The 24,420-nt window shown below is 72.0% G+C and carries 26 protein-coding genes; 13 read left to right on the top strand and 13 right to left on the bottom strand.

Annotated features, from left to right (window positions below):
• The first annotated feature begins 98 nt into the window (after positions 1-98).
• Complete coding sequence (locus tag ACZ5GP_RS29660; protein WP_468753772.1) at positions 99-1,166, top strand: hypothetical protein; 1,068 nt, start codon at positions 99-101, stop codon at positions 1,164-1,166.
• Between the two features lie 46 nt (positions 1,167-1,212).
• Here ACZ5GP_RS29660 and ACZ5GP_RS29655 read toward each other — a convergent pair whose 3' ends face one another.
• On the bottom strand, positions 1,213-1,848 hold the full coding sequence (locus ACZ5GP_RS29655; RefSeq protein ID WP_468753771.1) for a PH domain-containing protein: 636 nt from the start codon (positions 1,846-1,848) through the stop codon (positions 1,213-1,215).
• An 88-nt stretch (positions 1,849-1,936) separates the two neighbouring features.
• Between ACZ5GP_RS29655 and deoC the strand changes: the two genes are divergently transcribed.
• Genes deoC through ACZ5GP_RS29640 form a run of 3 tightly spaced genes read left to right on the top strand, consistent with a single transcriptional unit; the run spans position 1,937 to position 5,204 of the window.
• The gene (gene deoC, locus ACZ5GP_RS29650; protein WP_358585340.1) at positions 1,937-2,875 is read left to right on the top strand and encodes a deoxyribose-phosphate aldolase; all 939 of its coding nucleotides are present in this window, start codon (positions 1,937-1,939) and stop codon (positions 2,873-2,875) included.
• Positions 2,876-2,878: 3 nt separating this feature from the next.
• The gene (locus tag ACZ5GP_RS29645; RefSeq protein WP_468753770.1) at positions 2,879-4,318 is read left to right on the top strand and encodes an aldehyde dehydrogenase family protein; all 1,440 of its coding nucleotides are present in this window, start codon (positions 2,879-2,881) and stop codon (positions 4,316-4,318) included.
• On the top strand, positions 4,311-5,204 hold the full coding sequence (locus tag ACZ5GP_RS29640) for an aldehyde dehydrogenase family protein (RefSeq protein WP_468753769.1): 894 nt from the start codon (positions 4,311-4,313) through the stop codon (positions 5,202-5,204). Before ACZ5GP_RS29645 ends, ACZ5GP_RS29640 begins: the two co-directional genes overlap by 8 nt.
• An 80-nt stretch (positions 5,205-5,284) precedes the next feature.
• On the opposite strand, the gene ACZ5GP_RS29635 is transcribed toward ACZ5GP_RS29640, so the two are convergent.
• The gene (locus ACZ5GP_RS29635; protein ID WP_468753768.1) at positions 5,285-5,716 is read right to left on the bottom strand and encodes a hypothetical protein; all 432 of its coding nucleotides are present in this window, start codon (positions 5,714-5,716) and stop codon (positions 5,285-5,287) included.
• Between the two features lie 127 nt (positions 5,717-5,843).
• Here ACZ5GP_RS29635 and ACZ5GP_RS29630 point away from each other — a divergent pair, with 127 nt between their 5' ends.
• Positions 5,844-6,521, top strand: a complete 678-nt coding sequence (locus ACZ5GP_RS29630; protein ID WP_468753767.1) for a uridine kinase family protein — start codon at positions 5,844-5,846, stop codon at positions 6,519-6,521.
• A 296-nt stretch (positions 6,522-6,817) separates the two neighbouring features.
• Here the strand turns inward: ACZ5GP_RS29630 and ACZ5GP_RS29625 are convergent, their stop codons facing one another.
• Positions 6,818-7,543: a SigE family RNA polymerase sigma factor gene (locus tag ACZ5GP_RS29625; protein WP_358585330.1), complete on the bottom strand. Its 726-nt coding sequence runs from the start codon at positions 7,541-7,543 to the stop codon at positions 6,818-6,820.
• Positions 7,544-7,758: 215 nt separating this feature from the next.
• On the opposite strand from ACZ5GP_RS29625, the gene afsQ1 reads away from it, so the two are divergent.
• From afsQ1 to ACZ5GP_RS29600, 5 genes are all read left to right on the top strand, one after another.
• Entirely contained in the window at positions 7,759-8,436 is a 678-nt protein-coding gene (gene afsQ1 / locus ACZ5GP_RS29620) for a two-component system response regulator AfsQ1 (protein ID WP_358585328.1), read from the top strand.
• Positions 8,433-9,995, top strand: a complete 1,563-nt coding sequence (locus ACZ5GP_RS29615) for an ATP-binding protein (protein WP_468753766.1) — start codon at positions 8,433-8,435, stop codon at positions 9,993-9,995. The genes afsQ1 and ACZ5GP_RS29615 overlap by 4 nt, the downstream gene beginning before the upstream one ends.
• Entirely contained in the window at positions 9,992-10,603 is a 612-nt protein-coding gene (locus ACZ5GP_RS29610; RefSeq protein WP_468753765.1) for a hypothetical protein, read from the top strand. The genes ACZ5GP_RS29615 and ACZ5GP_RS29610 overlap by 4 nt, the downstream gene beginning before the upstream one ends.
• Positions 10,604-10,656: 53 nt before the next feature.
• Positions 10,657-11,205 (top strand): VanZ family protein, encoded by a 549-nt coding sequence (locus tag ACZ5GP_RS29605; RefSeq protein WP_468753764.1) that lies wholly within the window; start codon positions 10,657-10,659, stop codon positions 11,203-11,205.
• 91 nt (positions 11,206-11,296) lie between these two features.
• A complete protein-coding gene (locus ACZ5GP_RS29600; RefSeq protein ID WP_358698992.1) occupies positions 11,297-11,497 on the top strand; it encodes a PspC domain-containing protein in 201 nt (66 codons plus the stop codon).
• Positions 11,498-11,562: 65 nt separating this feature from the next.
• On the opposite strand, the gene ACZ5GP_RS29595 is transcribed toward ACZ5GP_RS29600, so the two are convergent.
• Together ACZ5GP_RS29595 and ACZ5GP_RS29590 are read right to left on the bottom strand one after the other, a co-directional pair.
• Entirely contained in the window at positions 11,563-11,934 is a 372-nt protein-coding gene (locus ACZ5GP_RS29595) for an ATP-binding protein (RefSeq protein WP_468753763.1), read from the bottom strand.
• 148 nt (positions 11,935-12,082) lie between these two features.
• Positions 12,083-13,252, bottom strand: coding sequence for an adenosine deaminase (locus tag ACZ5GP_RS29590; RefSeq protein ID WP_468753762.1), 1,170 nt, complete (start codon positions 13,250-13,252; stop codon positions 12,083-12,085).
• A 102-nt stretch (positions 13,253-13,354) separates the two neighbouring features.
• Between ACZ5GP_RS29590 and ACZ5GP_RS29585 the strand changes: the two genes are divergently transcribed.
• Positions 13,355-14,119, top strand: coding sequence for an alpha/beta hydrolase (locus tag ACZ5GP_RS29585; protein WP_468753761.1), 765 nt, complete (start codon positions 13,355-13,357; stop codon positions 14,117-14,119).
• A gap of 48 nt (positions 14,120-14,167) precedes the next feature.
• Here ACZ5GP_RS29585 and ACZ5GP_RS29580 read toward each other — a convergent pair whose 3' ends face one another.
• Complete coding sequence (locus tag ACZ5GP_RS29580; protein ID WP_468753760.1) at positions 14,168-15,145, bottom strand: LysR family transcriptional regulator; 978 nt, start codon at positions 15,143-15,145, stop codon at positions 14,168-14,170.
• Between the two features lie 62 nt (positions 15,146-15,207).
• On the opposite strand from ACZ5GP_RS29580, the gene ACZ5GP_RS29575 reads away from it, so the two are divergent.
• Together ACZ5GP_RS29575 and ACZ5GP_RS29570 are read left to right on the top strand one after the other, a co-directional pair.
• A complete protein-coding gene (locus tag ACZ5GP_RS29575) occupies positions 15,208-16,494 on the top strand; it encodes an MFS transporter (protein WP_468753759.1) in 1,287 nt (428 codons plus the stop codon).
• Positions 16,495-16,606: 112 nt separating this feature from the next.
• Entirely contained in the window at positions 16,607-17,590 is a 984-nt protein-coding gene (locus tag ACZ5GP_RS29570) for a sigma-70 family RNA polymerase sigma factor (protein WP_468753758.1), read from the top strand.
• Here ACZ5GP_RS29570 and ACZ5GP_RS29565 read toward each other — a convergent pair.
• From ACZ5GP_RS29565 to ACZ5GP_RS29535, 7 genes are all read right to left on the bottom strand, one after another.
• Positions 17,501-17,881 (bottom strand): STAS domain-containing protein, encoded by a 381-nt coding sequence (locus ACZ5GP_RS29565; protein ID WP_468753757.1) that lies wholly within the window; start codon positions 17,879-17,881, stop codon positions 17,501-17,503. The two genes, ACZ5GP_RS29570 and ACZ5GP_RS29565, sit on opposite strands and share 90 nt — an antisense overlap.
• A 65-nt stretch (positions 17,882-17,946) precedes the next feature.
• Complete coding sequence (locus ACZ5GP_RS29560) at positions 17,947-18,531, bottom strand: Uma2 family endonuclease (protein WP_468753756.1); 585 nt, start codon at positions 18,529-18,531, stop codon at positions 17,947-17,949.
• Positions 18,532-18,650: 119 nt separating this feature from the next.
• Positions 18,651-19,928, bottom strand: a complete 1,278-nt coding sequence (locus ACZ5GP_RS29555) for a thymidine phosphorylase (protein WP_468753755.1) — start codon at positions 19,926-19,928, stop codon at positions 18,651-18,653.
• Positions 19,929-20,044: 116 nt separating this feature from the next.
• Positions 20,045-20,443 (bottom strand): cytidine deaminase, encoded by a 399-nt coding sequence (locus ACZ5GP_RS29550; RefSeq protein ID WP_358585302.1) that lies wholly within the window; start codon positions 20,441-20,443, stop codon positions 20,045-20,047.
• Positions 20,440-21,702: an ABC transporter permease gene (locus ACZ5GP_RS29545; protein ID WP_468753754.1), complete on the bottom strand. Its 1,263-nt coding sequence runs from the start codon at positions 21,700-21,702 to the stop codon at positions 20,440-20,442. The genes ACZ5GP_RS29550 and ACZ5GP_RS29545 overlap by 4 nt, the downstream gene beginning before the upstream one ends.
• Complete coding sequence (locus tag ACZ5GP_RS29540) at positions 21,699-22,838, bottom strand: ABC transporter permease (RefSeq protein WP_468753753.1); 1,140 nt, start codon at positions 22,836-22,838, stop codon at positions 21,699-21,701. The genes ACZ5GP_RS29545 and ACZ5GP_RS29540 overlap by 4 nt, the downstream gene beginning before the upstream one ends.
• Positions 22,835-24,415, bottom strand: coding sequence for an ABC transporter ATP-binding protein (locus ACZ5GP_RS29535; RefSeq protein WP_468753885.1), 1,581 nt, complete (start codon positions 24,413-24,415; stop codon positions 22,835-22,837). The genes ACZ5GP_RS29540 and ACZ5GP_RS29535 overlap by 4 nt, the downstream gene beginning before the upstream one ends.
• Between the last annotated feature and the right edge of the window lie 5 nt (positions 24,416-24,420).

Genomic DNA, 24,420 nt, shown 5'->3' with positions numbered 1-24,420 from the left:
GGGTCCCGGCGTCGCGACGTCCCCCGGGTGCCGCGCGGCCGCTCCCGGGCCTGCGCCGGCGCGCGGTTCGCGCCCTGCGCCACGCCTTTCCGGCACTTGTGGCGTACGCGGCCGTACGCGGGCTCGGCCTGCTGGTCTTCGTGCCCTGGGCGCACAGCGAACGCCGAGGCGTGCGGCATCTGCTCATGGCGTCCTGGGACTGCGACTGGTACCTGCGGATCGCCTCGCAGGGGTACACGCAGACGCTGGGCAGCGCGTACGACGCGAACAACCTCGCGTTCTTCCCGCTCTACCCCCTGCTCATCCGGGCGGGCGACGCCCTGGTCCCGGGCCTGCCGCGCGGCGCGGCCGGCCTCGGCGTGTCGCTGTTCTGCTCGTTCCTCGCGGCGTGGGGGATCTTCGCGGTGGGCGACCGGCTGTACGGCCGTCGCACGGGGGTCGTCCTCGCACTCCTGTGGGGGAGCCTCCCGGTGGCCCTCGTGCAGTGGATGGGCTACACCGAGTCCCTGTTCACGGCCCTCACCGCGTGGTCGCTGTACGCGCTGCTGACCGGGCGCTGGCTGTGGGCGGGCTCCCTGGCCGCGCTGGCCGGCCTGACCCGGCCCACAGGTGTGGCGCTGGCGGCGGCGGTCTGCGTGACGGCGCTGCTCGCACTGCGGCGCGGTCTCTCGGTACGGCCACTCCTCGGCGCCCTCCTGGCGCCCCTCGGCTGGCTCTCGTACGTAGCCTGGGTGGGCCTGCGGCTCGGCCGCTGGGACGGCTATTTCGCCGTACAGAAGCTGTGGCACAACAAGTGGGACGGCGGCGTCGAGACGGTCCGGCGCATGCAGGCGCTGTTCATGACCGAACGGCCCGCGCTGTTCTACGCGATGGTGACGGCGGTGCTGCTCGGCGCGGTCGTGCTGTACGCGCTCAGCGTCGCCGACCGGCAGCCGCTCCCCCTGCTGGTCTTCACCGGCCTGCTCCTGCTGATCGTGGCCGGCAGCAGCGGCGTCTACTTCCCCCGGGCCCGCTTCCTGCTGCCCGGCTTCCCGCTGCTGCTGCCGCTCGCCGCGGCCCTGGCACGGGCGAGGACACCGGTCGCGGTGACGCTGCTGACGGCGGCGGCGTTCGCGTCGGCCGTGTGCGGCGGCCACATGCTCCTGGGGTGGCACGGCCCGCCGTGAGGCATGCCGTGCCGGATCAGGTCAGGTCGGGTCAGATCTGGTCGAGTCAGGTCACCGCGAGCAGCACCACGAGCAGCACCGCTCCCGCCACGGCCGGCGCGAGGATCTCGTAGGCCCAGCGCACCTCGGCCTCACCCCGCGCGGACTCGGCGTCGGCCTGGCGCTCGGCCAGCTCGCGCAGGTCGTCCATGGCCAGGTCGCCGCCGGAGCGCGTGGGCGGGGCGGACGGGTCGAGGAAGGGGCGGCCGCCCGTCGGGTCACCGGCCGCGGCGGCCTGGGACCGGCTGCGGGCGGCCTTCTTGCGGCCGCGCAGCGAGACGGGGATGGCCCACAGCTGGTACTTGGCGCCCGAGCGGGTGAGGACCTCGTTGGAGTAGCCGGAGCGCAGCGCCGCGACGGACGCCCACGGCAGCGTGATGGTCCGGAAGGGGTTGCGCACGCGCAGCCTGTCGTCGTTGGCGAAGACGACGGGCCGCACGGTGTACGCGACGACCAGCGGCACCGCCAGGAGCAGCCCGGCGAGCGCGATCCAGGGGGTGCGGCCCTCGCCGCGGATGACGGCGTCGAGGCCGAGCCACAGGCCCAGGGCGAGCAGCAGGACGCCGCCGGCGATGCCGGCGGGGGACCGGAAGGCGCGGTCCTTGTACGCGGGCTCCGCCACGGGGTTCTGGGGGTCGCTCATACCCTGATTCTGCCTGACGCGCGGCGCAGGGCCCGCAGGCCCACCCCTGTACAGCAGCTACGCGCGTAGATATGCTCCCCTCGTGACCATGCCCACTGCATTCGCTGACGTGACCGCGTCCGACAGCACGCTCCGCCGCTTCCTCCACGGGCTGCCCGGCGTCGACGCGGTCGGCCTGGAGGCGCGCGCCGCCTCGCTCGGAACCCGTTCGATCAAGACCACGGCGAAGGCGTACGCCATCGACCTGGCCATCTCGATGATCGACCTGACGACGCTGGAGGGCGCCGACACGCCGGGCAAGGTCCGTGCGCTCGGTGCGAAGGCCGTCCATCCGGACCCGACGGACCGGGGGGCGCCGCGCACGGCGGCCGTCTGCGTCTATCCGGACATGGTCGCCACCGCCAAGGAGGCCGTCGCGGGCAGCGGCGTCAAGGTCGCCTCCGTCGCGACCGCCTTCCCGGCGGGCCGCGCCGCGATCGAGGTGAAGCTGGGCGACGTGCGCGAGGCCGTGGCCGCGGGCGCCGACGAGATCGACATGGTCATCGACCGCGGAGCCTTCCTCTCCGGGGACTACATGACGGTGTTCGAGCAGATCCGCGCCGTGAAGGAGGCCTGCGGCACCGCCCGCCTGAAGGTCATCTTCGAGACGGGCGAGCTGTCGACGTACGACAACATCAAGCGCGCCAGCTGGATCGGCATGATCGCGGGCGCCGACTTCATCAAGACCTCGACCGGCAAGGTCGGCGTCAACGCCACCCCGGCCAACACCCTCCTGATGCTGGAGGCCGTGCGCGACTTCCGCGCGCAGACCGGGGTGCAGATCGGGGTGAAGCCCGCGGGCGGCATCCGCTCGACCAAGGACGCGGTGAAGTTCCTCGTCCTGGTGAACGAGACGGCGGGCCCGGACTGGCTGGACAACCACTGGTTCCGCTTCGGCGCCTCGTCGCTCCTCAACGACCTGCTGATGCAGCGCCAGAAGCTGGCCACCGGCCGCTACTCCGGCCCCGACTACGTGACGGTGGACTGACCCATGACTTCCACTCCCTTCGAGTACGCACCCGCGCCCGAGTCCCGCTCGGTCGTCGACATCGCGCCGAGTTACGGCCTGTTCATCGACGGCGAGTTCGTGGAGGCCGCCGACGGCAAGGTCTTCAAGACGGTCTCCCCCGCCACCGAAGAGGTCCTCTCCGAGGTCGCGCAGGCCGGCTCCGAGGACGTCGACCGCGCCGTGAAGGCGGCCCGCAAGGCCTTCGAGAAGTGGTCCGCGCTGCCGGGCGCCGAGCGCGCCAAGTACCTCTTCCGCATCGCCCGGATCATCCAGGAGCGCAGCCGCGAGCTGGCCGTCCTGGAGACCCTTGACAACGGCAAGCCGATCAAGGAGACCCGCGACGCGGACCTCCCCCTGGTCGCCGCGCACTTCTTCTACTACGCGGGCTGGGCCGACAAGCTCGACCACGCGGGCTACGGCCCGAACCCGGCGCCGCTGGGCGTCGCGGGCCAGGTCATCCCCTGGAACTTCCCGCTCCTGATGCTGGCCTGGAAGATCGCCCCGGCGCTCGCGACCGGCAACACCGTCGTCCTGAAGCCCGCCGAGACCACCCCCCTGAGCGCGCTGTTCTTCGCGGACATCTGCCGCCAGGCGGGCCTGCCCAGGGGCGTCGTCAACATCCTTCCCGGGTACGGCGACGCGGGCGCCGCCCTGACCTCGCACCCGGACGTGGACAAGGTCGCGTTCACGGGCTCCACGGCCGTCGGCAAGGCCATCGCCCGCCAGGTCGCGGGCACGGACAAGAAGGTCACGCTCGAACTGGGCGGCAAGGGCGCGAACATCGTCTTCGACGACGCCCCCATCGACCAGGCCGTCGAGGGCATCGTCACGGGCATCTTCTTCAACCAGGGCCAGGTCTGCTGCGCCGGGTCGCGCCTCCTCGTACAGGAGTCGATCCAGGAGGAGCTGCTGGACTCGCTCAAGCGGCGCCTGTCCACCCTGCGCCTGGGCGACCCGCTCGACAAGAACACCGACATCGGCGCGATCAACTCCGCCGAGCAGCTGGCCCGCATCACCGCGCTCGCCGACACCGGTGAGGCGGAGGGCGCCGAGCGCTGGTCGCCCGCGTGCGAGCTGCCCACGTCCGGCTACTGGTTCGCCCCGACGCTCTTCACGAACGTCACGCAGGCGCACACCATCGCCCGCGACGAGATCTTCGGCCCGGTCCTCTCGGTGCTGAGCTTCCGCACGCCGGACGAGGCCGTCGCCAAGGCCAACAACACCCAGTACGGACTCTCCGCCGGCATCTGGACGGAGAAGGGCTCGCGCATCCTCGCGGTCGCGAACAAGCTCCGGGCGGGCGTCGTGTGGGCCAACACATTCAACAAGTTCGACCCGACCTCGCCGTTCGGCGGCTACAAGGAGTCGGGCTTCGGCCGCGAAGGCGGCCGCCACGGTCTGGAGGCGTACCTCGATGTCTGACGCGCGACTTGACGTCTTCAAGACCTACAAGCTGTACGTGGGGGGCAAGTTCCCCCGCAGCGAGAGCGGCCGGGTGTACGAAGTGACCGACGCAAAGGGCAAGTGGCTGGCGAACGCGCCCCTCTCCTCCCGCAAGGACGCCCGCGACGCGGTCGTGGCAGCGCGCAAGGCGTTCGGCGGCTGGTCGGGCGCGACCGCGTACAACCGCGGCCAGGTCCTCTACCGCATCGCCGAGATGCTTGAGGGCCGCCGCGAGCAGTTCGTCCGTGAGGTCGCGGACGCCGAGGGTCTGTCGAAGTCCAAGGCCGCCGCCGTCGTGGACGCCGCGGTCGACCGCTGGGTCTGGTACGCGGGCTGGACCGACAAGATCGGCCAGGTCGTGGGCGGGGCGAACCCGGTCGCGGGCCCCTACCTCAACCTCTCGACGCCCGAGCCGACCGGCGTGGTCGCCGTCCTCGCGCCGCAGGACTCGTCCTTCCTCGGCCTCGTCTCGGTCCTCGCCCCGGTGATCGCGACGGGCAACACCGCCGTCGTGATCGCCGCCGAGAAGGCCCCGCTCCCGGCGCTCTCGCTGGGCGAGGTCCTCGCGACCTCCGACGTGCCCGGCGGCGTGGTCAACATCCTCACCGGCAGGACCGCCGAGATCGCGGCGCCGCTCGCCGCCCACCAGGACGTCAACGCGATCGACCTCACGGGCGCGGACGCCGACCTGGCCCGCGAGCTGCAGATCGCGGCGGCGGACAACCTCAAGCGCGTCCTGCGTCCACAGCCTGTGGACACGGACTGGACCGCCGACCCCGGCACGCGCCGCCTGACGGCCTTCCTGGAGACCAAGACGGTCTGGCACCCCACGGGCTCCCTGGGCGCCTCCGGCTCGGCCTACTAGCCGCCCCGCACGCGATGAGGCCCCGGTTTCCTCCGTCCAGGAGGCCGGGGCCTCGTCGTGCCACCACCCCGGGTCGCGGCCTAGCCCGGCAGCAGGCCCGTCGCGTGGCCCACCAGCGGGAGGTCGGCCGCCGACGCGCCCTGGGCGAGCGGGCCGGTGGCGACCGCCGTGGTGACCGGCTTGAAGTCCCCGATCTGGGTGCCGAGGGAGTTGTCGAGCGGGTCGACGCCGGTGCCCGCCAGCGGGTCGAGCTGGAGGTTCTTGGCCGGTGCGAGGCCGCCCGCCGTCGCGTCGCGCACCGCCCCGGTGAGGGCCCCCACCGCCGAGGCGCCGTCGAGGTCGCCGAGCGGCGTGGGGACCCCGGCCGCGCGCGCCGCCTGGACCGGCTCCGCCGCACTCGCGCCCGCGCCCCCGGCGCCCAGCGCCGCGCCCGCCGCGCCGATGACCAGCCCCGCGCGCAACAGCGCCCGGGAGCCGGCGCGCAGAGACCTGGATGCCGCGTGTCGTGTCATGAGTACCGCCCATATCCGTGCGTCGTCAGTAATCGCGCGAGCACGTAGCGTAGTTGACATGTGACGTGGCCGCCAATGCCGACCCGCGGGGGCGGCCGGGGGGCGCGATGCCGCACACTGTTCTCTCGTGACTTCCCATCCGCCGATACCCACCCGCGTCGTGCTGCTCTGCGGCCCCTCGGGCTCGGGCAAGTCGTCCTTCGCCGCCCGCTCGGGACTGCCCGTCCTGTGTCTGGACGACTTCTACAAAGAAGGCGACGACCCTACGTTGCCGCAGGTCCCCGGCAGTTCGGACATCGACTGGGACTCCCCCGCGTCCTGGGACGCGGACGTGGCGGTCGCCGCCATCGAGGAGCTGTGCCGCACGGGCCGCACCCGTGTCCCGGTGTACGACATCTCGACCAGCGCGCGCGTGGGCCAGGAGGACCTGGACATCGAGCGCACGCCGGTGTTCATCGCGGAGGGGATCTTCGCGGCGGACATCGTGGAGCGGTGCCGGGAGATCGGCGTGCTCGCCGACGCGATCTGTCTGCGGGGGCGGCCCGCCACCACGTTCCGGCGGCGGCTTGTCCGGGATCTGCGGGAGGGGCGCAAGTCCGTGCCGTTCCTCCTCCGGAGGGGGTGGCGGCTCATGCGGGCGGAGCGGGCGATCGTGGCGCGGCAGGCCGCGCTCGGGGCGGATCCCTGCGGGGGCGAGGAGGCGTTGGGGCGGGTTGCCGCGGCCGCTGTTGCTGTGCCGGGTGCTCTCCACCGCCGCTTCGCGGCGGATCCTCTCCCACCCACCCGCCCGTTTGCCCCGCGTTGACCTCGTACCGAACAGACAGCCCGTTTGCCGCCCGTTTGCCCCGCGTTGACCTCGTACCGAACAGACAGCCCGTTTGCCGCCCGTTTGCCCCGCTTCGAACCCGTACCGGACAAGCAGCCCGTTTGGCCCGTGCTGAGTCCGTGCTGAGTCCGTGCCGGACAAACAGAAGGACCGGAAAGGCCCCCCCGGCCTTCCGGTCCCGCTGCTTGTTTCCCCCGTGTCCCCCGTGTCCCCCGTGTCCCCCGTGCTTTCCGCCGCGTCCCCCCGGAGCGGCGGCCCCCGTTCCCCCCGAATCCTCAGGCGACCAACTCGCCGAAGGACTCCTCCTGGTCACGGCCAAAGCTGAGGACCTCGTCCTCACGCAGCCGGCGCAGCGAGCGCCAGATGCTGGACTTGACCGTGCCCACGCTGATGTCGAGGATGTCCGCGATCTCCGGGTCGGTGCGGCCCTCGTAGTAGCGAAGGACCAGCATCGTGCGCTGGAGTTCGGGCAGCCGGGCCAGGGCCTGCCACAGGACCGCGCGCAGCTCGGTGCCGCGCATCGCGTCCGTGTCGCCCACCGTCTCCGGCAGCTCCTCGGTCGGGTACTCGTTCAGCTTGCGGCGGCGCCACGCGCTGATGTGCAGGTTGGTCATGGTGCGGCGGAGGTAGCCCCCGACCGCCGCCTTGTCGCTGATCCTGTCCCAGGCCCGGTACGTCGAGAAGAGGGCGCTCTGCAGCAGGTCCTCGGCCTCGAAGCGGTCCCCGGTCAGGTGGTAGGCCGTCGCGTACAGGGAGGCGCGGCGCTCCTGGACGTAGGCGGTGAACTCCGCCTCCGACAAGGTCTTCCGCTCCCCCGAGCCCTCCCCGCACACGCTTGTCCCGCGCGGCGCGTCAACCACCGTCATGTACGTGGTGTGCTGACGCCCGGCGCCGCGAGCGCACCCCCGCCCGCTCACGGCACCGGACTTCTCAGAGCCCCGCCCGACGTCGTGGAGACGCGTGACAACTGCGCTTGAGCTGGTGCTGTGCAGCGTGTTCATCTCGCGCCCCCCGTCGGTGGAGTCCGGCTTGTTCCGTCTGGCTTCCGTACTTCTTGCGTGTGACCAGAACTCTGCCGGACCCACTTCATGACGGTGTCCGCCGACTGTCACAGGCCTGTCACAGGGCGCGGGGTCCCTCCTTCCGCGCGTGAGGGTGCGGTGAGGGAGCACGCCAACAGTCGAACTGGGGCCGAGCATGGGACAGAATGACCTCCGTGCCTTCCCTGTTGCTGATCGAGGACGATGACGCCATCCGGACGGCCCTGGAGCTCTCGCTGACGCGCCAGGGGCACCGGGTGGCCACTGCTGCCACCGGCGAGGACGGCCTGAAACTGCTCGGTGAGCAGCGGCCGGACCTGATCGTGCTGGACGTGATGCTGCCGGGCATCGACGGGTTCGAGGTGTGCCGCCGCATCCGGCGCACCGACCAGCTGCCGATCATCCTGCTGACCGCGCGCAGCGATGACATCGACGTGGTCGTGGGCCTGGAGTCCGGCGCCGACGACTACGTGGTCAAGCCCGTGCAGGGGCGCGTCCTGGACGCCCGGATCCGGGCCGTGCTGCGGCGCGGCGAGCGGGAGGCCAACGACGCGGCGACGTTCGGTTCGCTCGTCATCGACCGGGCCGCGATGACCGTGACGAAGAACGGCGAGGACCTCCAGCTCACGCCGACCGAGCTGCGGCTGCTCCTGGAGCTGAGCCGCAGGCCCGGGCAGGCCCTGTCGCGGCAGCAGTTGCTGCGCCTGGTGTGGGAGCACGACTACCTCGGTGACTCGCGGCTGGTCGACGCGTGTGTGCAGCGGCTGCGCGCCAAGGTCGAGGACGTCCCGTCCTCGCCGACGCTGATCCGCACGGTGCGCGGGGTCGGATACCGGCTGGACTCGCCTCAGTGACCACACCGCACGACGAGCTCCGCGGGCTGCCCGCGGCGCGCAAGGCCCTGCTGGCGGGGTTGCGCTTCACGAGTCTGCGACTGCGGCTCGTGGTGGTGTTCGGCCTCGTCGCGCTCACCGCCGCCGTCACCGCGTCCGGCATCGCGTACTGGCTCAACCGCGAGGCCGTGCTGACGCGCGCGCAGGACGCGGCGCTCAAGGACTTCCGGCAGCAGATGCAGACCCGCGCGGGCGCGCTGCGGGCCGACGCCACGCAGGAGGAACTGCAGTCGGCGGCCGGGCAGATGGCCAACAGCGGCCAGCGCTACAGCGTGCTCCTGGTGGCCGAGAAGAAGGGCGGCGGCCGGATCGTCGGCTACTCCGACCTGGACGCGTTCACCCTCGCCAAGGTGCCGCACCCGCTGCGGCAGGCCGTGGCCAAGAAGCAGGAGCTGAACTCCGGCAACGACAGCCCCTACCACCTGTACTGGCAGCGGACCGTCGACCACGGCACGCCGTACCTGGTGGGTGGCGCCACGGTGATCGGCGGCGGCCCGACCGGTTACATGCTCAAGTCCCTGGAGCCCGAGGCCAAGGACCTCAGCTCGCTCGGCTGGTCCCTGGCCATCGCCACGGCCCTCGCGCTGATCGGCTCGGCGCTGCTCGCGCAGGCCGCCGCCACGACCGTACTCAAACCCGTGCACCGCCTCGGTGTCGCCGCGCGCAGGCTCGGCGAGGGCAAGCTCGACACCCGGCTGCGGGTGTCCGGCACCGATGAACTGGCCGATCTGTCCCGGACGTTCAACCGGACCGCCGAGAACCTGGAGAAGAAGGTCGCCGACATGAGCGCCCGCGACGAGGCGTCCCGGCGCTTCGTCGCCGACATGTCGCACGAGCTGCGGACGCCGTTGACGGCGATCACCGCGGTGACCGAGGTCCTGGAGGAGGAGCTGGACGCGCAGACCGGTTCCGTCGACCCGATGATCGAGCCCGCCGTGCGGCTCGTGGTGAGCGAGACGCGGCGCCTGAACGACCTCGTGGAGAACCTCATGGAGGTCACCCGCTTCGACGCGGGCACCGCGCGCCTCGTCCTGGACGACGTCGACATCGCCGACCAGATCACCGCGTGCATCGACGCCCGCGCCTGGCTGGACGCGGTGGAGCTGGACGCCGAGCGCGGCATCACGGCCCGGCTCGACCCGCGCCGCCTGGACGTCATCCTGGCCAATCTGATCGGCAACGCCCTCAAGCACGGCGGCTCCCCGGTGGAGGTGTCGGTGCGCCTGGAGGACCAGAAGCTCGTCATCTCCGTACGCGACCACGGGCCCGGCATCCCGCAGGACGTGCTGCCGCACGTCTTCGACCGCTTCTACAAGGCGAGCGCGTCCCGGCCGCGGTCCGAGGGCAGCGGCCTCGGCCTGTCCATCGCCCTGGAGAACGCGCACATCCACGGCGGTGACATCTCCGCGGCCAACTGCTCCGACGGCGGCGCCGTCTTCACCCTGTGGCTGCCGTGCGAGAGCGAGAGCGAGACCGGCTGCGGGGGCGCCGGCGCCGCAGCCGAGGGAGGCCAGGCATGACCGGTCGCAGGACGCGGGCCGCGGTGGCCGCCGTCGCGCTCGGCGCGGCGCTCGCGGGGTGCGGGATCAGGTCGACGCAGGTGCCCACCGACTTCGGGCCCGCGCCGTCGCGGGTGCCGTGCGTGATGTCGGGCTCCAGCATCGCCTCGCAGTCGAGCGGCGGGGTGCCCGTTCAGGTCTTCCTGGTGTGCGCGGCGCAGCTGGTGTCCGTCGACCGGACGGTGCGGGTGCCGCAGGACAAGGCCGACACGGCGAGCACCGACCGGGTGCGCATCGCGCAGGCCCTCCTGGACGAGCTGGCCGTGTCCCCCGCGGAGGCCGAGAAGCAGGCGGGCCTCGCCACGGACGTGCGGGGCGGGACGCGGGTCCTCGGCCCCGCCGAGGGCGACCCCGAGGAGGCGCTGCGCTTCAGTACGCCGCCGGAGAACCTGTCCGCCTTCGCGCTCGCCCAGATCGTGTGCACGCTGGCCGACAGCGCCGCGGCGGCGGACGGGCCCTCGGTGGTGATGGGCGGCCCCGGGCACGGCCCGCTGCGGCGCTACACGTGCACCCCGGAGGTCCGCTCCCGGCCCGGCACGGTGGCACCGCCCACCAAGACCTTGGAGTAACCGGCGCGCCGGTACGCGGAACCGATCCTGCCGCCTGAGGCGTCTTGGGGGGCGTGCGTCAAGGCTCGGGCGGCCGTACTGCCGCCATCCGCTTCCGTGCGGCAGGGGGATTCCTCCTCGTCGCACATCTTCTGCTCGTCGGATGGATCACGCTGCGTCCGCTGGACGTGCCCTGGGTGAGCGCCGCGAATCTGCGGCCGCTGGCCGGGATCAAGGCGGATCTGGCGCTCGGCGGCCTCCAGGCGGCCCGCCGGATCGGTGAGGCGGTGCTGCTGCTCGCCCCGCTCGGGGTGCTGCTGCCCCTGGCCGGCGGGCGGCTCGTCGTCTCGCCGTGGGGTTCGCTGGTGCGCACGGTCGCCGCCGGGGCGCTGCTCTCGCTCGGCATCGAGCTGTTGCAGACCGGCGTGCCGGGGCAGGTCGTCGACATCGATTCGCTGCTCCTGAACACCTTCGGGGTCGCCGTCGCGCATGTCGCCGTGGTGCCCTGCGCCCGGACGTGGCTGCGTCGCCGGACGGATCCCGCGCATGTCACGGCCCTCCTGCGGGAGGAGGCCTCTCAGGGGTCGACCCCGACGATTCCCAGGGTCGGGATCGCACCGTAGAGCGATGTTTTGGGGTACTTGGCAACCGTAGCTTTGAGGTATCGGGGTACACAGAGAGCCTCGGTCCCGACGGTTTGTGAAGGAGCCCGACATGAGTGCCCTTGCCCGCCCCACCCACGGCCGGATGATCGGCGGCGTGTGCGCCTCCCTGGCCCGGCGATTCGGCATGTCCGCGGCCAAGATGCGGGTGATCTTCGTGGTCTCCTGCCTGCTGCCGGGCCCGCAGTTCCTGCTCTACATCGCCCTGTGGATCCTGCTGCCCTCCGAGGACAAGGTCCGCCAGGCCTGGTGACGCCACGCGAAGGGCGCCCCTCCTGCCGGGAGGGGCGCCCTTCGCGTGCGTCGCGCGGGCGGGGCTCAGCCGAGCGGCAGGCCGTTGAGGCCGGTGCCGCCGAGGGGCACGCCGCCGAGCAGGCCGGAGAGCGGGGCGGCGGGGCCGCCGGGGCCCTTGCCGTGGGGCGCCAGGCTCTCGGGGGCGGCCTTGTCGAGGGCGGGCTGCGTGGCGGTCAGGCCGCCGGCGACGGCGTTCTGGGCGGCGGCGAGGGACTGGGGGGCGCCGGCGGGGAGCGTCTTGGCGGCCTGCTCCAGCGGAAGGACCGAGCTGACCGGACCCAGGGCCGAGGTGGCATCCGGGAGACCGGCGGCGGCGCTCGCGCCGCCCGCACCGGCGGCGGCGAAGACGGCACCGAGCGCGGCGACACCGAGGGTCTTGGCGGCAGACTGCTTCATCTTGAATGCGTCCTTGCGAATTCGATGACGGGGATCTGCGGGGTTCAACGACCGCGCGCATCCCGGATCACGGGCAGGGGACCGCGAAAAGCGGCCGGGTGACACGCACCCGGCCGCCATATCGTCGCGACAGACGCGAAAAGGCCGGCTAATCCGCCACAGACGCGCTGGTCGGGACGGTCTGGCGGAACAGCCATTCGGACTTCAGCTCGGCGTAGCCGGGCTTGATCACCTCGCTGATCATGGCGAGGCGTTCATCGAAAGGAATGAACGCTGATTTCATCGCATTGACTGTGAACCACTGCATGTCGTCGAGCGTGTAGCCGAAGGTGTCGACCAGGTGCTCGAATTCGCGGCTCATGCTGGTGCCCGACATCAGCCGGTTGTCGGTGTTCACCGTGGCCCGGAAATGCAGCTTCCGCAGCAGCCCGATGGGGTGCTCGGCGTAGGAGCTGGCGGCGGCCGTCTGGAGGTTGGACGTCGGGCACAGCTCCAGCGGGATGCGCTTGTCCCGTACGTAGGAGGCGAGGCGGCCGAGCTTGACGGTGCCGTCGTCGGCGATCTCGATGTCGTCGATGATCCGCACGCCGTGGCCCAGGCGGTCGGCGCCGCACCACTGGAGGGCCTGCCAGATCGAGGGCAGGCCGAAGGCCTCGCCCGCGTGGATCGTGAAGTGGTTGTTCTCGCGCTTGAGGAACTCGAAGGCGTCCAGGTGGCGGGTGGGAGGGAAGCCCGCCTCCGCGCCCGCGATGTCGAAGCCGACGACCCCGAGGTCGCGGTAGCGGTTGGCCAGCTCGGCGATCTCCAGCGCGCGGGCGGCGTGCCGCATGGCGGTGAGCAGGGCGCCGACGCGGATGCGGTGGCCGTTGTCCTTCGCCCGGCGCTCGCCCTCGCGGAAGCCCTCGTTGACCGCCTCGACGACCTCTTCGAGGGTGAGGCCGGCCTCCAGGTGCTGCTCGGGGGCGTAGCGGATCTCGGCGTAGACCACGCCGTCCTCGGCGAGGTCCTCGGCGCACTCGGCGGCCACGCGCCGCAGGGCGTCCTTGGTCTGCATCACCGCGCAGGTGTGGGCGAAGGTCTCCAGGTAGCGCTCCAGGGAGCCGGAGTCGGCCGCCTCGCGGAACCAGATCCCGAGCTTGTCGGGGTCGGTCTCGGGCAGTCCCTCGTACCCGCACGCGCGGGCGAGGTCGACGATCGTGCCGGGGCGCAGGCCGCCGTCGAGGTGGTCGTGGAGGAGCACCTTGGGGGCGCGGCGGATCTGTTCGGCGCTGGGCGTTTCGCGGTCCGTGTGACCGCCCTTGATGGTCTGGCTCGTCATTTCGGCACTCTAACGCCTACGCGCGTAGAACTCACTGGTCGATACGTAACAGTGACCCTGCGGACGGGTGGCGTACACCGGGCCTTCTGACACTGTTCTGTCATGGCACACCAAGGGACGGCGCGGTCCACGGACGCGCCGCGGCTCGGGCGCGTGATCGGCACGGCACCTTCCGCGGTGGGCGGCGCGGTCCTGCTGCTGCCCGGCGGCTGCGAGACCTCCACCCGCAGACCATCGCCGCTCGCGGCGGGCGCCGTGCGCGCGCTCGGACGCCGCCTCGCGCGGGACGGGCGCGCGGCGGGCCTCGCCACGCATGTCGTGCGCTACCGCTGCCGGGGCTGGAACGGCGTGCGGGCCCAGCCGGCCGAGGACGCCGCCTGGGCCGCGGACGAGATCGTACGGCTGTACGGCGACGTCCCCGTCTGTCTCGCCGGGGTGGACATGGGCGGCCGGGCCGCGCTGCGCGCGGCGGGGCATCCGGCGGTCGACTCCGTGCTGGCGCTGGCCCCTTGGCTGCCCGAGGACGATGTGGCGGCGCCGCCGGAGCCGGTGCGGCAGCTCGCGGGGCGGCGGGTCCTGATCGTGCACGGCACGAACGACGAGCGGACCGACCCCGAGCTGTCGTTCCGGCTCGCGGCGCGGGCGAAGAAGGCCAACCGTGACGTGTGCCGGTTCGAGGTGCACTCCGACGGGCACCGGCTGCATCAGCACCACGCGGAAGTCCTGGCGCTCGCCTCCGACTTCGTACGGGGCACGCTCTTCGGGGAGGACTTCGCGCGGCCCTTGCGGGACGCCCTCGCGGCGCCGCCGCCCCTGGGGTTGCGGATGCCGCTCGCCTCGGGGTTCGGGCGGTCGCTTCGGCGGTGAGCCCCCGGGTGTGAGGCGCGGTCATCACCGGCTTCGCCGAGTTCGTCCTCAAGCGCCGGACGGGCTGTTGCCCGCTTCCGGCAGCAGTTTTCCCTTTCTGCTCAGCAGGAACTGCTTGAACGCCGCCACCGGTGGTGTGTCCGGGTGGCCGTCCAGCCAGGCCACGCCGATCTCCCGGACCGCTCGCTGGCCGGTCACCGTCAGTTCCACCACTCCGGGGCGGGGCACGGCGGGCGGCGGCAGCAGGGCGACGCCGAGGCCGGCCGCGACGAGGCCGCGCAGGGTCTCCGCCTCCTCGCCCTCGAAGGCCACGCGGGGCTTGAAGCCCGCTTCCTGGCAGAGGTCGTCCGTGATGCGGCGCAGGCCGTAGCCGGGCTCCAGGGTCACGAAGGCCTCGTCGGCGGCCTCGGCCAGGCGCACGCGCTTGCGGGACGCGAGGCGGTGGTCGTCCGGCACGACCAGGCGCAGCCGCTGCTCGTCGAGGCGGCGGGCGACCAGGTCGGGGGCGTCGGGCACGGGTGAGGTGAGGCAGAGGTCCAGCTCCCCCGCCCGCAGGCGCTCCAGCATCGCCTCGCCGTAGTTCTGCACGAGGCTGAAGCGCACCCTCGGATGGTCGGCGCGGAAGGCGCGGATGAGGCCGGGCACGGTCTCCGAGCCCATGGTGTGCAAGAACCCGAAGGCGACCTTGCCCGAGGCCGGGTCGGCGTCGGCGCGCACCGACTCGGCGGCGCGCTCCACCTCGCCGAGCGCCCGCTCGACCGAGGCCAGGAAGGCGCGGCCCGAGGGGGTGAGCGAGACGGTGCGGCCCCGGCGGGCGAACAGGTCGACGCCCAGGTCGCGTTCGAGCCGTACGAGGGCGCGGGAGAGCGTCGACTGGGGGATCTGCATCTCCTGCGCGGCGCGGGTGACGTGCTCGGTGCGGGCGACGCCCGCGAAGTACGCGAGGCGCGGCGCGAGCAGCGTCACGATGTCCTCCACGTCACTGTCGCGTGACAGGCGCTGCTGTGACCTCTGCTGATGCGGCATGGGAACGATTATGGCGATTCCATGCATTGGACGCATCAAAATGCGGATCGTACGTTCATGGCATGCCTCCCGCCAGTAGCGGGGCGTCCGCCCTCCACGCGGACGCCCTCACCCCGTCGTCCCCCGCCGCCGATTCCCGACTGTTCCCGGGCGGTCCCGGCTACCGCCGGATGAGCTTCGCGCTCTTCCTCGCGGGCGTCGCCACCTTCGCCCTCCTCTACTCCACGCAGGCCCTGCTCCCCCTGCTCTCCGCCGACTTCGGCGCGAGCGCGAGCACGGCGAGCTGGACGGTCTCGGCGGCCACGGGCGCACTGGCTCTCCTCGTCCTGCCGCTGAGCGCGCTCAGCGAGCGCTTCGGGCGGCGCGCGATGATGACCGCGTCGCTGGGCGTCGCGGTGGTGGTCGCCCTCCTGGTGCCCCTGGCCCCGTCGGTCGAGGTGCTCATCGCGCTGCGGGCCGTGCAGGGCGCGGCCCTCGCGGGGCTCCCGGCGTCCGCGATGGCGTTCCTCGCCGAGGAGGTGCGGCCCAAGGCGCTGGTCGGCGCGATCGGCATGTTCGTGGCGGGCAACTCCATCGGCGGGATGAGCGGCCGCATCGTCACGGGCTGGGTCGCGCAGGCCTGGGGCTGGCGTGCGGCGCTGGCCGTGGTGGGCGTCGTGGCGGTGCTCTGCGCGGTGGCCTTCCGCGCGCTGCTGCCCGCGCCGAGGCACTTCACGCCGGGCTCGCCGACCCCCAGGTCGCTGGCGCGGACGGTCCGCACACATCTGTCGGACCCGCTGCTGTGCAGGCTGTACGCGATCGGGGCGCTGTTCATGACCGTGTTCGGCGCGGTCTACACCGTGATCGGATACCGGCTCACCGAGGCGCCGTTCTCGCTCCCCCAGGGTGTCATCGGCTCGATCTTCCTGGTCTACCTCGTCGGCACGGTCTCCTCGGCGGCCGCCGGGAAGCTGGTGGCCCGGCTGGGGCGGCGCGGGGCGCTGTACCTGGCGGTGGGCACCACGGCGGGCGGGCTGCTGATGTCCCTGTCCTCGTCGCTGGTCCTGGTGCTGCTGGGACTCGTGCTGATCACCGCCGGATTCTTCGCGGGGCACGCGGTGGCGTCCTCGTCGGTGAGCCGTACGGCCACCACGGGCCGCGCGCAGGCCTCCGCGCTCTACCAGTCGGCGTACTACCTGGGCTCCAGCGCGGGCGGCACGCTCGGCGCCGTCGCCTTCCACTCGGGCGGCTGGGCGGGGACCGTCGCGCTCGGGCTGTTCGCGGTGCTCGGCGTCGTGTCGGTGACCGTATGGGGCTCGCACGCGGCGCGGGCGGAGCGCCGGCGCGGCCTCATCGCCCGCTCCTGCTGATTTCACCTGCGGGTTATCCCACTCCGTGGGCCGTTGTCGGTGGGCTGCGGTAGCTTCCGTTGTGTCGGGCCTCAAGGTGGTCCGGCGCCGGTAGCCGCAGGGGTGGGTGGGGATGGGCGACATCGCAGGGACGACGACCGATCTGGACGTCACGCTGGAGAAGTACCGGGTCGAACTGACCGGGTACTGCTATCGGATGCTCGGTTCCGCGTTCGAGGCCGAGGACGCCGTGCAGGACACGATGGTCCGCGCCTGGCGCAGCTTCGAGAAGTTCGAGGGCCGCTCCAGCGTCCGCTCCTGGCTGTACCGCATCGCGACGAACGTCTGCCTGGACATGCTGAACGCCGGCAACCGCCGCGCCCGCCCCATGGACCTGACGGCCGCCGCCCCGCTGGCCCAGGCGGCGCTCACCCCCCGCCCGGACAACACCTGGCTGGAGCCGATGCCGGACGCCCGTGTGCTGCCCACGCCCAGTGACCCCGCCGAGGCCGCCGTCGCCAAGGAGTCGGTGCGCCTGGCGTTCGTCGCCGCCCTGCAGAGCCTGCCGCCCAAGCAGCGCGCGGTGCTGATCCTGCGGGAGGTCCTCGCCTGGAAGGCCAGTGAGGTCGCCGAGCTGATCGACACCTCGGTCGCCTCGGTGAACAGCGCGCTCCAGCGGGCCCGCGCCACGCTCGCGGAGCGGCCGCAGGACGACACGGCCGTCTCCGATCCGCTGGACGAGGAGCAGCAGAAGCTCCTGGAGCGCTATGTCGCCGCCTTCGAGGGGTACGACATGGTGGCGCTGACCGCGCTGCTCGCCGAGGACGCCGTCATGACGATGCCGCCGTTCGACCTGTGGCTGCGGGGCACGGCGGACATCACCGGCTTCATGGCCACGATGGGCGCCGCCTGCGCCGACGGCCGTCTGATCCCGGTGGACGTGAACGGCTCGCCGGGTTTCGCCCAGTACAAGCCCGACCCGGACAACGGCGGCTTCATGCCGTGGTCGATCCAGGTCATCGAGATCTCACAGGGCCGTATCGCCGGCTTCCACTGCTTCCTGGACACCGAGCGGTGGTTCCCGCTGTTCGGGGTGCCCCTGCACCTCGACGGCTAGCCCGAGCAGTTCGACCAGGCCGACGAGCCCGAGGAGGGACAGCAGCGCGGGGGCGGGGTTCCGCAGGCGGATCCGGGCCCCGGCCCTGCGGGCGGCGAGGTGCAGCCGGGCGAGGGCGTCGACGGTGGCGAGGTCGGCGGTGGTGACGCCGGAGACATCGCAGACGACGTCCCTGCTCGCGCCGTCGCCGGGCCCGTGCCGGGCGGCGGCGACCCGCTCGCACAGGGACGGGACGTCGGCCGGGCGCAGGGGCCCCGTGACATGGATGAGGTTCGCTTCGGAATCGGCCACGCAGGGTGGACCGGCGCGGCGGACGGAACTCATCGGTCCTCGCCCCCGCGATGGGCATGCCCGCGTCAGTCCCCGGGGAACGCGCTGGTGTCGATCGGCAGGTCGAAGGGGGCGGGCAGCTTGATGGTCTCGCCGAACTTGCAGGCGCTCAGGAGGCGGTAGACGCCGCCTCGGGGCTCGCCGTAGAGGGTGACGGTGGGGCCGCCGGGGGCCCAGCGGTCGATGAGGAGGTAGAGGGGGATGCCGGCGGCGGCGTAGGCGGCGGGCTTGCTGACGCGGTCGTGGCGGGCGTTGGAGGGGGACGTCACCTCGACCACAAGTTCGGCGGCGCCGGCCGGAACGTACGTCTCCGGCCCGTCGATGTCGGCCAGCGGGACCACGACCAGGTCGGGGACGAACATGCCGGCTTTCGACGGCACCGCGAGGGACAGCGTCTGGTAGACGCCCCAGTCATCCGGAAGCACGGAGTACAGCAGGCGGTGCACTTTCTCCGCGATGAGATTGTGGTAATTGGCAGGACTGGGCGACACGGTGATGACCCCTTCGATGATCTCCACCTTGCTGCCCTCGGGCCACTCCATCTCCTCCCAGAGCCGGACGAGGTCGTCCCAGTCCTGGCCGGATCCGTGGCCTACGGTGAGTGCGCTCATGGCGGTCTCCTCTATCGGTGCGTCACCGATCCCAGCATGCCGAACGGGACCGGCGGCGGTCCACCGATCCCGTTCACCCGTACGAGTAAGCCCTGGTCAGAGCAGCGCGGGCCCAGCTGTCAGCCGATCCGGTCCAGCACGATCGGCGGCGCCGAGAAGTCCGTCCCCGGGGCGGCGATGTCGTACGCGCCCTCCACCGACCGAAGCGCGTACTCGAACCGCTCCGGGGTGTCCGTGTGCAGGGTCATCAGCGGCGCGCCCGCCTCGACCGTGTCGCCCGGCTTGGCGTGCAGCTCGACGCCCGCGCCGGCCTGGACGACGTCCTCCTTGCGGGCGCGGCCGGCGCCCAGGCGCCAGGCGGCGACGCCGACGCCGTACGCGTCGAGCCGGGTCAGGACGCCGGACGTCGGGGCCTTGACCACGTGCGTCTCGCGGGCCACCGGCAGCTTCGCGTCGGGGTCGCCGCCCTGGGCCGCGATCATCCGGCGCCACACGTCCATCGCCGAGCCGTCGGCCAGCGCCTTCGCCGGGTCGGCGTCCTTCAGGCCGGCCGCGTCCAGCATCTCGCGGGCGAGGGCCAGGGTCAGCTCGACGACGTCCGCCGGGCCGCCGCCCGCCAGGACCTCCACGGACTCGCGGACCTCAAGGGCGTTGCCCGCCGTCAGGCCGAGCGGGGTCGACATGTCGGTGAGCAGGGCGACGGTGCGCACGCCGCTGTCGGTGCCCAGCTCGACCATCGTGGACGCCAGTTCCCGCGCGTCCTCGATGTTCTTCATGAAGGCGCCGGTGCCGACCTTCACGTCCAGGACCAGCGAGCCCGTGCCCTCGGCGATCTTCTTCGACATGATGGACGAGGCGATCAGCGGGATGGCCTCCACCGTGCCGGTGACGTCGCGCAGGGCGTAGAGCTTCTTGTCGGCGGGGGCGAGGCCGTCGCCCGCCGCGCAGATGACCGAGCCGACGGAGTCGAGGACGTTCAGCATCTCCTCGTTGGAGAGCAACGCGCGCCAGCCGGGGATGGCCTCCAGCTTGTCCAGGGTGCCGCCGGTGTGGCCGAGGCCCCGGCCCGACAACTGCGGGACGGCCGCGCCGCACGCGGCGACCAGCGGGGCGAGCGGCAGCGTGATCTTGTCGCCGACACCGCCCGTGGAGTGCTTGTCGGCGGTCGGGCGGGAGAGCGAGGAGAAGTCCATGCGCTCGCCGGACGCGATCATCGCGGCGGTCCAGCGGGCGATCTCCTTGCGGTTCATGCCGTTGAGGAGGATCGCCATCGCCAGGGCCGACATCTGCTCGTCGGCGACCGCGCCGCGGGTGTACGCGTCGATGACCCAGTCGATCTGTTCGTCGCTCAGCTCGCCCCGGTCGCGCTTGGTGCGGATGACGGAGATGACGTCCATGGCGGTCCTTCCAGCAGTACAGCGGCGTACGGAGATATGGGCCGACTCTACGCGCATAGAGCCGTGAGCTGAAGGTGGCCCCGCAGCCAAGATCTCCAAGGATGCGGGGCCAGGCGTCAGTTGAGGTGCTGCGGGCCGAACGCGTCGGGGAGCATGTCCGCGAGCGTGCGCACGCCCGAGGCCGTCTCCAGGAGCAGTTCGGGGCCGCCGAACTCGTACAGGAGCTGGCGGCAGCGGCCGCACGGCATCAGGATCTCGCCCTTGCCGTCCACGCACGTGAAGTGGGTGAGGCGGCCACCGCCGGTCAACTGTAGCTGGGAGACCAGGCCGCACTCGGCGCACAGGCCGAGGCCGTAGGAGGCGTTCTCCACGTTGCAGCCGACGACCGTCCTGCCGTCGTCCACCAGCGCCGCGGCGCCGACGGGGAAGCCCGAATAGGGGGCGTACGCGCGGGACATGGCCTCGCGCGCGGCCTCCCGCAGGGCGTCCCAGTCGGTGTCGGCGGTGGTCGTCACTTGCCCTGTCCCTTCCGGTACGGCATGCCGTCCGCCTTCGGCATCCGAAGGCGCTGGGCGGAGAGCGAGAGCACCAGCAGGGTCACCACGTACGGCGTGGCGGTGACGACCTGGTTGGGCACCTCGTCGGTCAAGCCGTACCACAGGAACATCAGCGCGGAGATGGCCGCGGTGATCACCGCGGGCACGTACCGCTTGCGCCAGGCGAGGTAGATCGCGCCGATGACCAGCAGGATCGCGAGGAGCAGCAGCAGCGCGTGGACGTTGGTGCCGCCACCCCGCAGCTTCAGGCTGTCGGTGTAACCGAACAGGCCGGCGCCGAGCGCGAGGCCGCCCGGCATCCAGTTGCCGAAGATCATCGCGGCGAGGCCGATGTAGCCGCGGCCGCCGGTCTGGCCCTCCAGGTAGATGTTGGAGGCGACCAGCGAGAGGAAGGCGCCGCCGAGGCCGGCGAAGCCGCCGGAGATGATCACGGCCAGGTACTTGTACTTGTAGACGTTCACGCCGAGCGACTCGGCCGCGATGGGGTTCTCGCCGCAGGAGCGCAGCCGCAGGCCGAACGAGGTGCGCCACAGCACCCACCAGCTCAGCGGGACCAGCGCGACGGCGACCACGGTGAGCGGCGAGAGGTTGGTGAACAGCCCGCCGAACAGGCCCGCGAGGTCGGAGACCAGGAACCAGTGCTTGCCGTTGAGGTCCATGAGCCAGTCGGACAGGCCCGGCACGGAGAAGTCGCCGAGGGATTCGACGGGCGGGGACTGCTTCGACGTACCGCCCTCCTCGCCCTCGAAGACGAAGGTGGCGAGGTAGCGGGTGACGCCGAGGGCGAGGATGTTCAGGGCCACACCGGAGACGATGTGGTTGACGTTGAAGGTGACCGTCACGATCGCGTGCAGCAGGCCGCCGAGCGCGCCGCCGAGGATGCCGAACAGGACGCCCGCCCACGGGCCCCACTGGAAGCCGGCCCAGGCACCGAACCAGGTGCCGAGGATCAGCATGCCTTCAAGGCCGATGTTGACGACGCCCGCGCGCTCGGCCCACAGGCCGCCGAGGCCCGCGAGACCGATCGGCACGGCCAGCTTGAGGGCCGTCGACATCTGTCCGGTGGAGGTGATGCCGTCGGCGCCGGTGATCACGCGCACCAGCGAGGTCAGCACCAGGACGCCCGCGACGCAGAGCAGGAGGACGGGGAGCGAGATGCGGCGGCGGCCCGCTGCGGGCTGCTTGACCGGGGGTTTGGCGACGGATGCCGTGCTCATCGGGCAGCCACCTCCTTCACGGAGTCGTTGTTGCCGTTGTTGGCGTTCGCCCGGGCGGCGGCGGCCAGTTCCTCACCGACGCGCCGCTGCTGGCGGCGCAGGCCCCAGCGGCGGACGGCCTCGGAGGAGACGACGACCGCGATCACGATGAGGCCCTGCATGATCACCGCGATCTCCTTGTCGTACGCGACCGGGGTGGCGTAGTCCAGGGCGGGTGAGGCCTTGTCGAGGAAGGCCCACAGCAGCGCGGCGAACGCGATGCCGACCGGGTTGTTGCGGCCGAGCAGCGCGATGCCGATGGCGGTGAAGCCGAGGCCCGCGGGGAAGCTGAGGCTGTAGGTGTGGGTGTCGCCGAGCAGGATCGGCAGGCCCGAGAGGCCCGCGACGCCGCCGGAGATCAGCATGGCCGTGAGCACCATGCGCTTGGCGTTCACCCCGGAGGCCGCGGCGGCGGACTCGGAGGCGCCGGTGGCGCGCAGGTCGAAGCCGAAGCGGGTGCGGTTGAGGACCAGCCAGTACAGGACGCCGGCGAGGACGGCGACGAAGACGAAGCCGTAGACCTCACCGCCCGCCAGCTTGATGCCGGGGAACCAGCCGGACTCCTTCATCACGCCGGTGGTCTGGTTGTTGCCGACCGGGACGCCGAAGTTGTCGGTGAGGGTGAGGTAGCCGATGACGCTCGTCGCGATGGCGTTGAGCATGATCGTGGCGACCACCTCGCTGACCCCGCGCGTGGTCTTGAGCAGGCCCGCGATGCCGGCCCAGGAGGCGCCGGTGAGCATGGCGACCACGATGAGCAGCGGGATCTGGAGGGCGGCGGGCAGCGCGACGTGCGCGCCGACGACGGCGGTCACCACCGCGGCGAGGCGGTACTGCCCGTCCACGCCGATGTTGAACAGGTTCATGCGGAAGCCGATGGCCACCGCGAGCGCCGCCAGGTAGTACATGCCGGCCTGGTTGATGGTCAGGACCTGGACGTCGGAGTAGGAGATCTGCTTCAGCATCAGGGTGTACGGCTCGATCGGGCTCTTGCCCGAGGCGAGCAGCACGACCGAGGTCAGCGCCACGGCCACGACCAGCGCGATGACCGGGGCGGCCACCGCGAGGAGCACGCGCTCCTTGTCGAACTTCTTCATCGGGTCTCGTCCTCCTGTGAGCCGTCACCGGGCTCGGTGTGTTCCAGGTGGCCGGAGGCCGCGCCCGTCATCGCCGACCCCAGCTCCTCCGGGGTGACGGTGGCCGGGTCGGCGTCCGCGACGAGCCGGCCGCGGTAGATCACGCGGAGGGTGTCGGAGAGGCCGATCAGCTCGTCCAGGTCCGCGGAGATCAGCAGGACGGCCAGGCCCTCGCGGCGGGCCTCGCGGATCTGGTCCCAGATCTGCGCCTGCGCGCCGACGTCCACACCGCGGGTGGGGTGGGCGGCGATCAGGAAGCGCGGCTTGTGGCTCATCTCGCGGCCGACGATCAGCTTCTGCTGGTTGCCGCCGGACAGCGAGGCGGCCGTCACGTCGATGCCGGGCGTACGGACGTCGTACTCCTGCACGATGCGGCGGGTGTCGGCCTGGGCGGCCTTGGGGTCGAGCCAGAAGCCGCGCGCGTTCGGCCGCTCCGTGACGTGGCCGAGGATGCGGTTCTCCCACAGCGGGGACTCCAGGAGGAGGCCGTGGCGGTGGCGGTCCTCGGGGATGTACCCGATGCCGTCCTCGCGCCGCTTGCGGGTCGGCACGGCGGTGATGTCCTCGCCCGCCATGCGGATCACGCCGGAGTCGGCGTGCTTGAGGCCGATGAGCGCGTCGATCAGCTCGGTCTGGCCGTTGCCCTCGACGCCCGCGATGCCGAGGACCTCGCCCTCGTGGATCGTGAAGGAGATGTCGTCCAGCAGGGCGCGGCCCGAGTCGCCCTCGGCGAGCAGCCTGAGGCCCTCCACCTGGATCATCGGGCGGTCGGTGACCGTGGACTCCGCCGTCTCGGGGGTGGGCAGTTCGCTGCCCACCATCAGCTCGGCGAGCTGGCGCGGCGTCGTCTCGGCGGGGATCGCCGTACCGACGGTCGTGCCGCGCCGGATGACGGTGATGTCGTCGGCGACGGACAGGACCTCGCCCAGCTTGTGCGAGATGAAGATGACGGACAGGCCCTCGGACTTGAGCTCGCGGAGGTTGTCGAAGAGCGCGTCGACCTCCTGCGGCACGAGCACGGCCGTCGGCTCGTCGAGGATCAGCGTGGTGGCGCCGCGGTAGAGGACCTTGAGGATCTCCACGCGCTGACGGTCGGCGACGCCGAGGTCCTCCACGTACGCGTCGGGGCGCACCCCGAGGCCGTAGCGGTCGGAGAGGTCGAGGATCGCGCGGCGGGCCGCGCCGCCGATGCCGTGCAGCTTCTCGCTGCCGAGAACGATGTTCTCCAGGACCGTCAGCTGGTCGGCGAGCATGAAGTGCTGGTGCACCATGCCGATGCCGCGGGCGATGGCGTCGGCGGGGCCCGCGAAGGCGACCTGCTCGCCGTCGACGGCGATGGTGCCCTCGTCCGGCTTCTGCATGCCGTAGAGGATCTTCATCAGCGTCGACTTGCCGGCGCCGTTCTCGCCGACCAGGGCGTGCACGGTGCCCTTGCGGACGGTGAGGTGGATGTCGTGGTTGGCCACGACTCCGGGGAACCGCTTGGTGATGCCGGCGAGTTCGACGGCGACGGGCGGAGGGTTGGTGGACGCGTCGATGGCGC

Source organism: Streptomyces sp. NPDC031466 (genome assembly GCF_055581265.1).
Note: the sequence above shows the minus strand (reverse complement) of the source record. Positions and strands in the feature narration are given on the sequence as shown.